The organism is Testudinibacter sp. 'clade 2' (genome assembly GCF_006227735.1).
GTDB lineage: Bacteria > Pseudomonadota > Gammaproteobacteria > Enterobacterales > Pasteurellaceae > Chelonobacter.
In genome coordinates, this window is sequence record NZ_VDHB01000003.1 from 20,910 (window position 1) to 33,012 (window position 12,103).

10 protein-coding genes are annotated in these 12,103 nt (G+C 48.1%); all 10 read left to right on the top strand.

Annotated elements, in window-relative coordinates; all coding sequences use genetic code 11:
* The 10 genes from FHQ30_RS00340 to lolE all read left to right on the top strand — a co-directional run bounded on the left by FHQ30_RS00340 (position 1) and on the right by lolE (position 11,918).
* Positions 1-1,152 (top strand): ABC-2 transporter permease, encoded by a 1,152-nt coding sequence (locus tag FHQ30_RS00340; protein WP_139611205.1) that lies wholly within the window; start codon positions 1-3, stop codon positions 1,150-1,152.
* A 27-nt stretch (positions 1,153-1,179) separates the two neighbouring features.
* Positions 1,180-2,625: an efflux transporter outer membrane subunit gene (locus tag FHQ30_RS00345; protein ID WP_139611204.1), complete on the top strand. Its 1,446-nt coding sequence runs from the start codon at positions 1,180-1,182 to the stop codon at positions 2,623-2,625.
* A 202-nt stretch (positions 2,626-2,827) separates the two neighbouring features.
* Complete coding sequence (gene hemA / locus FHQ30_RS00350) at positions 2,828-4,144, top strand: glutamyl-tRNA reductase (RefSeq protein ID WP_139611218.1); 1,317 nt, start codon at positions 2,828-2,830, stop codon at positions 4,142-4,144.
* A 109-nt stretch (positions 4,145-4,253) separates the two neighbouring features.
* Positions 4,254-5,336 (top strand): peptide chain release factor 1, encoded by a 1,083-nt coding sequence (gene prfA, locus FHQ30_RS00355; protein WP_139611203.1) that lies wholly within the window; start codon positions 4,254-4,256, stop codon positions 5,334-5,336.
* 240 nt (positions 5,337-5,576) lie between these two features.
* Entirely contained in the window at positions 5,577-6,896 is a 1,320-nt protein-coding gene (prmC, locus tag FHQ30_RS00360; protein WP_139611217.1) for a peptide chain release factor N(5)-glutamine methyltransferase, read from the top strand.
* A 21-nt stretch (positions 6,897-6,917) separates the two neighbouring features.
* Positions 6,918-7,727: a SirB1 family protein gene (locus tag FHQ30_RS00365; protein ID WP_139611202.1), complete on the top strand. Its 810-nt coding sequence runs from the start codon at positions 6,918-6,920 to the stop codon at positions 7,725-7,727.
* 69 nt (positions 7,728-7,796) lie between these two features.
* On the top strand, positions 7,797-8,741 hold the full coding sequence (locus tag FHQ30_RS00370; RefSeq protein ID WP_139611201.1) for a 2-hydroxyacid dehydrogenase: 945 nt from the start codon (positions 7,797-7,799) through the stop codon (positions 8,739-8,741).
* 3 nt (positions 8,742-8,744) lie between these two features.
* Entirely contained in the window at positions 8,745-9,941 is a 1,197-nt protein-coding gene (locus tag FHQ30_RS00375; RefSeq protein WP_139611200.1) for a lipoprotein-releasing ABC transporter permease subunit, read from the top strand.
* Between the two features lie 12 nt (positions 9,942-9,953).
* Entirely contained in the window at positions 9,954-10,652 is a 699-nt protein-coding gene (lolD, locus tag FHQ30_RS00380) for a lipoprotein-releasing ABC transporter ATP-binding protein LolD (protein ID WP_139611199.1), read from the top strand.
* A gap of 12 nt (positions 10,653-10,664) precedes the next feature.
* Entirely contained in the window at positions 10,665-11,918 is a 1,254-nt protein-coding gene (lolE, locus tag FHQ30_RS00385) for a lipoprotein-releasing ABC transporter permease subunit LolE (protein ID WP_139611198.1), read from the top strand.
* Positions 11,919-12,103: the final 185 nt, after the last annotated feature.

Genomic DNA, 12,103 nt, shown 5'->3' on the forward strand with positions numbered 1-12,103 from the left:
ATGGCTCGAGATATTTTGCGAAACAGCTATCAGTGGCTTAAAAATGTCTATTACCTGTCGTTAAAAGAGCTGCGCAGCCTGTTTGGGGATATCACGTTGATTGGTTTGGTGGTGGTGATGTTCACTTTTACGATCTATTCGATTGGCAAGGGGATCACTACTGAAGTCAAAAATGCTTCGGTTGCCGTGTTGGATCAAGATCATACTGAACTTTCCTATCAAATTCGTGATGCGATTTTGCCGCCCTATTTTAAGCAGGTGGTGGAGATTGAACCGAACCAGATTGATCCATCGATGGATAACGGCGAGTATATTTTTGTGCTGACGATCCCACCGGATTTCACTCAAAATTTGCTGGCGGGCAAGCAACCGCAATTGCAGTTGCTGGTCGATGCCACCGCAATGACGCAAGCAGGAGTTGGCGCGAATTATTTGGGGCAGATTATCAATCGCCAAGTCAATCAATTTTTGACCCAAGCGCCCGGTCAGCAACAGTTGCCGCTGGAACCGGTGATCAACGTGCTGTTTAACAGTAACCTGCTGACCGAATGGTTTATGCCGATAACTCAAATTATCGGTAATTCCAGTTTGTTGGCGCTGATTTTAGTTGGCGCAGCGGTGATTCGTGAACGGGAACACGGCACGATTGAACATTTGCTGGTGATGCCGGTCAGTGCCAGTGAAATCGCGTTTTCAAAGATTTTAGCCAATAGTTTGGTGATTCTGGTTGCCGCAATGCTGTCGTTGTATTTTGTGGTGCACAAATGGATTGGTGCACCGATAAACGGTTCGCTGTGGTTGTTTGCTTTGAGTGAATGGATCTACCTGTTTTCCATGGCGGGATTAGGGCTGTTTTTGGCAACGCAGGCACCGACTATGCCGCAGTTTAGTCTGCTGTGTTTACCGGTCTATATTGTGTTGTACCTGCTGTCCGGTGGACCGTCACCGATCGAAAATATGCCACCGATGGTACAAAATATTATGCAGTTTTCGCCTTTAACCCAATTTGTAGCGATCAGCCAAGACGTGTTGTTTCGCGGTGCAGGCTGGGAAATCATTTGGCATCGAATTGTGATTATGATGATTTTAGGCGCAATTTTTATTAGTATTGCGATCAAACGCTTCCGTTCGATGTTGGCAAAACAGAATTAACCGCACCAAATAACAAGGACTCAGATTATGCAAAAGCGTTATTGGATGTTAACCGCACTTTCGTTGTTATTAACAGCTTGTAGTCACACTGAAGTGGCGCTGGACTCGAAAATCGATCTGCCACAACAATACCAACAGACGGCAGCGGCACAAGGCAACCAACAAATCAGCCATTGGTGGCAACAGTGGCGTGATCCGCAATTAAGTGCTTTGATCGAACAAGCGCTGCGGCAAAATTTGGAGTTAGCCATCGCACAAAGTCGTTTGCAAGAAGCGCGTGCGATTTCTAGTTTAGCTGGTGCCGAGTTAGCACCGCAAGTGGGTGCCAGCGGCAGTGTGGGCGGGCAGCGGCTGGAAATTGACAATAATCTGTCGTCAGCGGCACAGCAAGTCGTGGGTAATAATGATCTATCGGCTAAAGGGCATGCGATTGTCGGGGGCGTGGTCGCCTCTTGGGAACCGGATATTTTCGGGCAAAAACGCAGCGATGCCGATGCCGCCAAATATGCCGAAATGGGCGCGCAGGAGCGGGTTTACGGTACGCAAATGTTGGTGGCGAGCGAAATCGGCGATAACTATTTACGCGCACAAACGGTTTTGCAGCAACGGCAGATACTGAACCGCTCTTTGCAAACATTGCAGCAGCTGCAACGTTATCTTAAAGGGCGTTTTGCGGCAGGGCAGGTTACGGCTTATGAATTGAACGAAATTGCGGCTAAAATCGAGGCGCTGCAAGCGCAACAGACCGGTTTGCAGGCGCAGTTTGACACTTATCAGCGCAGTATTGCGGTGCTAATCGGACAAGTGCCGCAAGGGTTTAAACTGAATGCCAAACAGATGCAGCAAGCCAATTTGTTGCAACATTTGCCGCAGCCGCCGCAAGGACAGCAACCGGGCAGTTTGTTAACACAACGTCCGGATATTCGTGCTAATGCGGCAGCAGTGCAAGCGTATGCTGCTAAATTGGCAAGTGCCAAAGCCGATTTGCTGCCGCGGTTTGATATCCAATTTTTATGGCAAACCGGGCGTATAGACCTGGGTGGCGATTTGCCGCCGTTAAAGGGATGGGGCGGCTTGGCTAGTATTGGAGTACAGCTGCCGATTTTCACTGCCGGGCGGATTGCCGCCAATATTCAGGCGGCGGATGCCCGCTTGCAGACCGCACTTTTGCAATATGACCAGTCGATTTTGCAGGCATTGGCGGAAGTTGACAGTAGCTATCAGGCACAATTTGCGCTAGATCAGCAAATCCGCCAGTTAAACAGCGCGGTTCAAAAAGCCACAAAACAGGCACAAGATACGCAAAAACTGTTTCAGTATGGCGATAAAACCCTCGATGTCGCCTTGCAAACTCGATTAACCGCATTGGATTATCAACAGAATCTGTTAAATGCACGTTTAGCAGCAGGGCAAAACCTGTTGAATTTATACAAAGCGATCGGTGGCGGTTGGCAGGCAGAAAATACCTTCTGATTGCAGTAATAGGTTAAAAAGCGGGGTTGAATCAAAATAAAGCCGGATTAGATTTGCTCAATCTATAACAATTTATTAAAATGCCAATCTGTTTTTCGTCGTCCTTACCTTGAGGTACAGTGGCGACGATTTTGTTTTATCTCAAGGAGTTATGAAGGGATACCTTAAATTAGGTAGTCCTTTTAACAATAATCGCACCCCTATGGCAATTTTGGCGCTCGGCATCAACCACAAAACCGCACCGGTCGAGTTGCGGGAAAAAGTCGCTTTCAGTGATGAAAAGCGGCTTTCTGCCTTGCAGCAAATCCAGCAAAGTGAACTGGCAGAAAGTGCGGTGATTCTTTCAACCTGCAACCGTACCGAGCTTTACCTGCACAACCGCCACATTTCGCCACTTGAAGCTGACGAACAAAATAGTCGTTGGATTGAACATATCGTGCAGTGGTTTGTTGATTTTCACGGTTTATTGGCAGAGCAAGTGAGAGACAACCTGTATTTGTCACAAAATTCTGCTGCCACCCAACACTTAATGCGTGTGGCTTGTGGCTTGGATTCGTTGATTTTGGGCGAACCGCAAATTTTGGGCCAGGTCAAACAGGCATACCAAGCTAGCGAAAGCTTGTATCAACAAAATCTAAGCGCTGAATTTTCACGGCTGTTTCAAAAAACCTTTGCCACCGCCAAACGAGTGCGCAGCGAAACCGACATCGGCGGAAGTGCGGTCTCGGTGGCGTATGCAGCGACCAGCCTTGCCAAGCAGATTTTCGATTCGTTGCAACCCTTGACGATTTTATTGGTCGGTGCCGGGGAAACCATTGAATTGGTCAGCCGTTATCTGTTTCAGCAAGGAGCAGAGAAAATTATTATCGCCAACCGCACGTTGAGCCGTGCGCAGGAATTGAGTGAGCGAGTTGGCACAATGGAGTTGTTATTGTTAGATCAGTTGCAGCAAGGTTTGAATCGGGCAGATATTGTGATCACTTCCACCGCCAGCGATACTCCATTGATTTCTGCTGCGATGGTGAAAGCCGCACAAAAACAACGCAAAAACCGCTCGATGTTGATCATTGATATTGCCGTGCCGCGCGATGTGGAACAGCAGGTTTCGGAAATTGATTCAGTCTACCACTACAGCGTGGACGATCTGCAACACATTATCCGGCATAATCTGGCACAACGGCAAAAAGCGTCCGAACAAGCAGAACAGATTATTCAGCAAGAAAGCACTGCTTTTTTCCAATGGTTGAAACTATATCAGTCGTCCAACTTAATCCGAAAATACCGTGATCAGGCGGAACAAACTCGTCAGGAGTTGCTGAGCAAAGCTTTGTCGGCGCTGCAACAAGGGCAAGATCAAGAGACGGTGTTACAGGAGTTGAGCTACAAATTGACCAACCGTCTGCTGCATGCGCCGACACAGGCGATCCAAAAATTGGTAAAATCCGGCGATAGTCAAGGATTGCAGCAATTTTCAACCGCACTTGGCATCGAATCCGCTGTGGAAGATCGCGAAAATTAGCAGCTGATCGCAAAATTAGCGTATTTTCAGCAACATTACGCATAAATTTCAGCTAAAATAGCCAAAATTTTTTATTCTTACTACCGATAGCTTCAAACAAGGGAATCCAATGAAACCGTCAATTATTACTAAATTGGAAAATTTACAAGAGCGCTACGAAGAGTTGCAAGCGTTGCTCGGCGATCCGAGCGTGATTAACGATCAAGATAAATTTCGAGCCTATTCAAAAGAGTACGCCCAATTGGAAGATGTGGTGCAGTGTTTTGGCAAGTGGCGCCGCTTGCAACTTAATCTGGAAGAAGCACAAACGCTGCTGGATGATCCAAGTATGCGCGAAATGGCGTTGGAAGAGATCGACGAATCCAGAAACGAAATTGAGCAACTGGAACAGCAACTGCAAGTATTATTGTTGCCCAAAGATCCAAATGACGAATACAACTGTTTTCTGGAGATTCGCGCCGGAACCGGTGGCGATGAAGCGGGCATTTTCAGTGGTGACCTATTTCGGATGTACAGCCGTTATGCCGAGATGAAGCGCTGGCGGGTGGAAGTGATCAGCGCCAACGAAAGCGAGCAGGGCGGCTATAAAGAGATGATCATGAAAATCAGCGGCGATGCGGTTTATGGGCAACTGAAATTTGAGTCCGGCGGGCATCGGGTGCAGCGTGTACCGAAAACCGAATCGCAGGGGCGGATTCACACTTCGGCTTGTACCGTGGCAGTGATGCCGGAACTGCCGGAATCGGAATTGCCGGAAATCAATCCGTCGGATCTAAAAATTGATACCTACCGCTCTTCCGGTGCGGGCGGACAGCACGTTAACACCACCGATTCTGCGGTGCGGATCACCCACTTACCGACCGGCATTGTGGTTGAGTGTCAGGACGAACGTTCGCAACATAAAAACAAAGCCAAAGCGATGTCGGTGTTGGCGGCGCGGATTGTTAAGGCGGAAGAAGAACGCCGTGCGGCAGAAGTCTCCAGCACGCGACGTGATTTGCTCGGCAGCGGCGATCGTTCCGACAAAATCCGCACTTACAACTATCCGCAAGGGCGGGTGACCGATCACCGCATCAACCTGACACTGTACCGTCTGGACGAAGTGATGAACGGCAAAATGGAAGAATTGATTCAACCGATTATCACCGAATATCAAGCGGATCAACTGGCGGCATTGTCGGAACAAAGTTAGTGGTAGCATAAGGGCGGATTAACTATCCGCCCGTTTGCGAAGTGCGGTATAAGCATTTAATCAATAAGGGAAAAATGCAAAATACAGTTCGGGCGGATATTTAATCCGCCTATTTTTTATAATAAATATCGTGCGTTTTAAGCTTCGTCAGCAGTCGACAGCGGGTTTTATATCCTTTTTATATCCGCCTATTTTTGGAGCGGTAACAAATGTTACCAACAAAGTTAAATGGATAACATGATGAAAAATAAGCAAATCCAAGCATATTGGCAGCAGTATTGCCAACGGAATAATATTGTTGCAGAAGCGGAGAGTTGGACATTTGCCGAAGAGTATGCCGATTATCTTTTAGCATTAGTGCTTGCCGGACAGAAAACGGCGACTTGTGCTGCCAAAGCCAGTTATCTTCATGATCGAGATCCGCTTCCTAGCGCTGGAGAGTTTAAGATTATTTTGGATAGTCGGCAGCAGCCGGGGGTCATTATTAAGTTATCTTCTGTGGAAGAACTGCCGATGAATCAAGTTTCCGAAGCTTTTGCGTTAGCTGAAGGCGAGGGGGATTACGCCACTTGGTATCGAGTGCACCAAGACTATTTCACCGGTAGTTTATCGGAGATAGGAATAACCTTCAGTGACGATTTAACGTTGGTTTGTGAGCGATTTGAAGTCTTGGATCTTGCTCCGCTAAGCTATGAACAATGGTTGGATTTTGCGCGGCGATTATTGCAACACCACGATTGCGCGAAATTAGAAGCACTGATGTTACTGCAACATCTCAGCGGAAAAAGTCGCTCCTTTATATTGGCATTTGGCGAAACCCTATTAAGCATGGCTGAAATTCAGCAATTGACCGCACTTTTATTGCGTCGTTTACAAGGTGAGCCGATGGCGTATATTTTAGGTGAAAGGGAATTTTGGAATTTAACGCTAAAAGTTTCGGAACATACTTTGATTCCCCGCCCTGATACCGAGATATTAGTAGAGCAAGCCTTAGCACTTGCCGCTGAACGGATTACACAAAGTGCGGTCAAAGCGTATCATATTTTGGATTTAGGCACCGGCACCGGTGCAATCGCATTGGCACTGGCAAAAACATTGCAGCAGCAATTTAGCTTGCATTGCAATATTCATGTGACAGGGTTGGATAAAATTCCACAAGCTGTTGAGCTGGCAAAAGAGAATCAACAGTTGAACGGTATTGAAAATGTCACATTTTTGGTGAGTGACTGGTTCAGTGAACTCGCACCGGAATCGCAGTTTGATATGATTGTCAGCAATCCGCCGTATATTGATCAAACCGATCCGCACTTGGCACGAGGCGATGTACGCTTTGAACCGCTGACGGCGTTGGTCGCCGAGCAGCAAGGATTAGCGGATTTAAATCAGATTATTCAACAAGCGAAACCCTATTTACGCCCCGGTGGTTGGTTGTTGCTGGAACACGGTTGGCAGCAAGGGCAACAAGTGCGGTCGTTATTTACAAAAAACGCTTGGCAACAGGTTGAAACCGTGAAAGATTACGCTGATAATGACCGCGTGACTTTGGCGCAATTGGTGTAGTGCTATCAAATAGGAACAGAAATGATAATACTGGATGAGGAAGAGCGAACCTTACAAAAAGCCTTGATGGTGAGAATGGTCGAGCTTTATAAGGTGGTGAATGAAAACCCGAAAAGCAGCAGTATTTGGGGGCGCTTGGGACACATGGTGCGAAAAGTGCATTTAATGATTGATAAAACCCAAGATGCTAAAATGCAAATTCATCAACTCTTGCAATTGGTGTATGGTGAATGGGGATTTCACTGCAATCCCAATAATCACTTTGCCGCCGATGCAATGCTGATTGATCAATTGTTAGAGAAACAAAGCGGCACGGCTTCTAGCTTGAGTGCGTTGGTTTTATATTTGGCGGAGAGCTTGAATTTACCGTTGTTTCCGGTGAATTTTCCGACACAAGTGCTGCTACGCGCCGATGTGAACAATGAAACGGCCTTTATTAATCCTTGGGACGGGGAATATCTTTTTCACGACACTTTGGATAAGTGGATTGAAGGTTATGTCGGTTTCGGGTTGTACCCCGACAATGAGGATTTGGCGGTGGCAGATCCCGAAATTTTACAGGAACATTTTGTACAAAATTTGAAAAATGCTTTAATTCGTGAAGGGCGTGGCAGCGAAGCATTACGGCTGATCGAGTGGTGTCTGCGCCGTCAACCGAATAACCCATACGAGATTCGTGATCGTGGTTTGGTGTTGGCAAGCATGGATTGTTACCACGCAGCGTTGGCAGATTTCGATTATTTTATCGAGCAATGCCCGGACGATCCGACTTCCGATTTATTGCGTGATCAATTACTTGGCGGCATGGTGCAGGAATATTCGATTCACTAGCAGCCTGTTGCCGTTGTTTGACGTATTGAATCTCTCAATACGCTAGCGTTTTAACCCAGTGAGTGACCTATGTTAAAAATTGTGCATTTAGACAGCAGTTCTTTACCGAAACACATTCCGATTCCGCGTCCGAATATTGAGCATCAGTGGATCGCTTATGAGGCGACCGATCCGCAGCAAACGTTAGAACGTTTGCAGGACGCCGATGTTGCCGTGACCAATAAAGTGGTGATCGACAAAACCTTGATGCAGCAATTGCCCAAGCTAAAACTGATTGCCGTCACCGCCACCGGCACCAATAATGTCGATTTAGACGCAGCCAAAGCGCTGGGGATTATGGTCAAAAACGTTGCCGGCTATTCGTCGGTGTGTGTGCCGGAACATGTGATCGGCATGATTTTTGCCCTAAAACACAGCTTAATGGGCTGGTATCGCGATCAACTCACGGATCGTTGGGTCGACAATAAACAATTTTGTTACTTTGATTATCCGCTAACCGACGTGCGCAACTCGGTGATCGGCATCTTCGGCAAAGGCAACCTCGGCAGTGAAGTAGGACGTTTGGCAAGTGCGGTCGGCATGAAAGTGTTATATGCCGAACACAAAGATGCGACCACCTGCCGCGAAGGTTATACGCCGTTTAACGACGTGTTGGCACAAGCGGATTTTGTGACGCTACATTGCCCACTCACCCCAACCACACAAAATTTAATCAATACGGAAACCTTGGCATTAATGAAAAAAGGCGCATTTCTTATCAACACTGGGCGGGGGCCGTTGGTCGATGAAAATGCGCTAGTGGCGGCGTTAAAGAGCGGTCAGCTTGGCGGTGCGGCGATTGATGTGATGATCAAAGAGCCGCCGGAAAAAGGCAATGTGGTGATGGAGGCGGCAAAAATATTGCCAAATCTGCTGGTGACGCCACATATCGCCTGGGCGGCGGATTCCGCGGTTGAAATTTTGGTCGGCAAGGTGCGCGATAACATCGAACAATTTGCCGCGAGCTTGAAATAAGCGATGGTAAAATTCAGTTCTGTGCCGCTGTTTATCGCATGGCGTTATTGGCGATCCAAAAGTGCGGATCGTTTCGGGCGTGTGGTCACCTGGCTTGGCAGCATTGGTATTGTGCTGGGCGTGATGGCGCTGGTGATTGTGCTGTCGGTGATGAACGGCTTGCAGCAACAGCAAAAAGACAACGTGCTCAGCACCTTGCCACATGCGGTGATTCAACCATTGGACGGCAACTTGGCGGCGGATTTTAAATTACGCCAACCATTGCCACCGTTTGTGCAAAGTGCGGTCGGGATCAACAACAGCGATGTGATTTTACAAAGCACAACCGGGATTGGTGCAGCGCGGATTATCGGTGTGGCTGATGTGGCGGACGATCCGGCTTTGGCGTGGGACGAATTGGATTTACCGCAACTGCTTGCACCGAGTGATTATCATATTTTGCTTGGTGCGGCATTGGCAAACGAACTCAAGCTGAAAGTCGGCGACAAAGTGCGGGTGATGTTGGCGGCAAACAGCCAATACACCCCGTTCGGGCGCGTGCCGGTGCAGCGTTTGTTCAGTGTTGCTGCGATTCTCAACGGCGGCATCAACAGCGATCAACGCCAAGTGTATGCTAATATCCAAGATGTCGGGCGCTTATTGCGTATTCCACCGGAGCAAGTGCAGGGCGTACGCTTGTTCCTCGATGATCCGTTTAAAATTACCGAACTACCAGATTATTTCCCACCGAGCGAGTGGAAAATTGCCGATTGGCGTGAACAGAAAGGTGAATTTTTCCAAGCGGTGGCGATGGAAAAAAATATGATGGGCTTGCTGATAGGGCTGATTATCGTGGTGGCGATTGCCAATATCGTGACCTCGTTGAGTTTGATGGTGCTGGATAAACAGGGCGAAATTGCGATTTTGCAAACCCAAGGCATGAAAAAACGCCAAGTGATGCAGATTTTTATTTTTCAGGGATTGCTGGTCGGCGTGATTGGTACTTTGCTTGGCTGCGGCTTGGGTTTGTTGCTGGCAGAATTTATCAACCCGATTATCGGCGTATTTAACCCAAGTGCGGTTGCCTTGCCGGTGCTGTTTGACAGCATGCAGCTGGTGCTGATTGTGATCGCCACCTTAGGTTTAACCTTACTGTCCACCCTTTATCCGGCTTATCGTGCAGCCAAAATTGAGCCAGCCGATGCGCTACGCTACGAATAATTGAGAGACGTTATGAACGAAATTTCGCAAACCGCACTTTTGGCGTGCCACGCCTTGAATAAGTCTTACCAAGAGGGCGATAACACAACGCAGGTGCTGAAAAATGTCAATTTTTCAATGCAGAACAGCGAATTGGTGGCGATTGTCGGCAGTTCCGGATCGGGCAAGAGTACGCTGTTGCATTTGTTAGGCGGTTTAGATCGCGCTGACAGCGGTGAGGTGCTGCTGAATGGCGAAAACGTGTTTGCGCTTTCTGCCAATAAGCTGGCGGAATTGCGCAACCGTTATTTAGGCTTTGTGTATCAATTTCATCATTTAATGGCGGATTTTACCGCACTTGAGAACGTGATGATGCCGTTGCTGATCGGCAAACAGAATAAGAACGAAGCCAAAGATCGCGCCGAACAGATGCTAAGTGCGGTCGGGCTGTCGCACCGCACTTTACACCGTCCGTCCGCATTGTCCGGCGGTGAACGGCAGCGGGTGGCGATTGCGCGTGCGTTGGTCAATCGTCCGGCGTTGGTGCTCGCCGATGAGCCGACCGGCAATCTGGATCGCAAAACCACCGAAAGCATTTTTGAGCTGATTCAACAACTGAATCAAGAACAGCAGATCGGTTTTTTATTGGTGACCCACGATATGAACCTCGCCAACAAACTGTCGCGCCGTATGGTGATGCAAGACGGCGTGTTGCGTGCCGACGTAGCCTAAGGATAGCGCAGCATGAATACTCCGTTTTTTATTGCCTGGCGTTATCAGCGTGGCAAACAAAACAATCGCTTAGTCAGCCTGATTTCGGCTTTTTCCACGCTTGGCATTGCGCTGGGCGTGGCCGTGCTGATTATCGGTTTGAGCGCCATGAACGGTTTTGAGCGTGAATTACGGCAACGGGTGTTGGCGGTGGTGCCGAATATTGAAATCAATGCCTATCAAGTGGCGGCTCAGCCGAGTGAAATTCAAGACTGGCAGAGTTTGGCACAACGTTTGCAATCGCAGCCCATTGTAAAAGGGATTGCGCCTTATGTCAGTTTCACCGCTTTGATTGAAAACGGCAGCCGTTTGAAAGTGGCGCAACTGCGTGGGGTGGATAAAACCTTGCAAGATGGGGTGAGTGCCATGGGGCAGTTTGTGCAGGATAACCGTTGGGCGGCGTTTGGTGCACAATCCGGTTTAATTCTCGGCGCAGGCATTGCGCGCGAATTGGATGTGAAGGTTGGCGATAGTGTGTCGTTGTTGCTTTCACAGGTCAGCGATAATATGGCGAACAGCCAACCAAAGCGACTTCGCTTGCCAATCAGCGGCATTTTACGCCTAGACGGACAACTGGATCACAGCTTTGCTTTACTGCCGATTGAAACCGCACGAGCCTATTTAGGCATGACGGCACAGCAGGCAAGCGGAATTGAAATCGCGCTGCACGATCCGTTTCAGGTCAATCAAATGGATTACAGCAGCCTGATTGATTATCCGCAGCAACTGACCGCCACCAGTTGGCTTGGTAAATTCGGTTATATGTACCGTGATATTCAAATGATCCGCAGCGTGATGTATATTGCCATGGTGCTGGTGATCGGTGTGGCGTGTTTTAATATTGTGTCCACGTTGATTATGGCGGTGAAAGACAAGCAGGGCGATATTGCGATTATGCGTACGCTGGGTGCCAATAACGGCTTTATCCGCCGTATTTTTATTAGTTATGGCTTGTTGTCGGGCATGAAAGGCTGTCTGATCGGGATTGCGCTCGGGGTACTGTTGGCGCTGAATCTGACCGAGATAATTAAGGGCATTGAAGCCCTGCTGCATACCCAAATTTTATCCGATGGTATTTATTTCGTTGATTTTCTGCCAAGCGAACTGCATTGGGCGGATGTTGGCTTGGTTTTGTTGTCAGCGCTGATTTTAAGTCTGCTCGCCAGTCTGTACCCGGCGGCTCGGGCGGCAAAATTACAGCCGGCCAAAGTATTGAGCAGTTATTGATAAAATGTATTAATGAACTAGTTTACCAGTACAAAAATAAGTGTTACACTCACGACCAGATTTTTAATTTATTGGTAATTTGGTGAAGTAGTGTAGAGGCGAATTGTATATCCACCCCAGATTATTGACAAAGATATTTGATGAGGCAAAGTAGGGGCGGATTGCATCCGCCCATTTGCGAAGTG

Coding starts and splice junctions, on each gene's coding strand:
- FHQ30_RS00370 (WP_139611201.1), top strand. CDS start 7,797: ATGTTAAAAATTGTGCATTTAGACAGCAGTTCTTTACCGAAACACATT.
- FHQ30_RS00365 (WP_139611202.1), top strand. CDS start 6,918: ATGATAATACTGGATGAGGAAGAGCGAACCTTACAAAAAGCCTTGATG.
- FHQ30_RS00345 (WP_139611204.1), top strand. CDS start 1,180: ATGCAAAAGCGTTATTGGATGTTAACCGCACTTTCGTTGTTATTAACA.
- lolE (WP_139611198.1), top strand. CDS start 10,665: ATGAATACTCCGTTTTTTATTGCCTGGCGTTATCAGCGTGGCAAACAA.
- lolD (WP_139611199.1), top strand. CDS start 9,954: ATGAACGAAATTTCGCAAACCGCACTTTTGGCGTGCCACGCCTTGAAT.
- FHQ30_RS00375 (WP_139611200.1), top strand. CDS start 8,745: ATGGTAAAATTCAGTTCTGTGCCGCTGTTTATCGCATGGCGTTATTGG.
- prfA (WP_139611203.1), top strand. CDS start 4,254: ATGAAACCGTCAATTATTACTAAATTGGAAAATTTACAAGAGCGCTAC.
- prmC (WP_139611217.1), top strand. CDS start 5,577: ATGAAAAATAAGCAAATCCAAGCATATTGGCAGCAGTATTGCCAACGG.
- hemA (WP_139611218.1), top strand. CDS start 2,828: ATGGCAATTTTGGCGCTCGGCATCAACCACAAAACCGCACCGGTCGAG.
- FHQ30_RS00340 (WP_139611205.1), top strand. CDS start 1: ATGGCTCGAGATATTTTGCGAAACAGCTATCAGTGGCTTAAAAATGTC.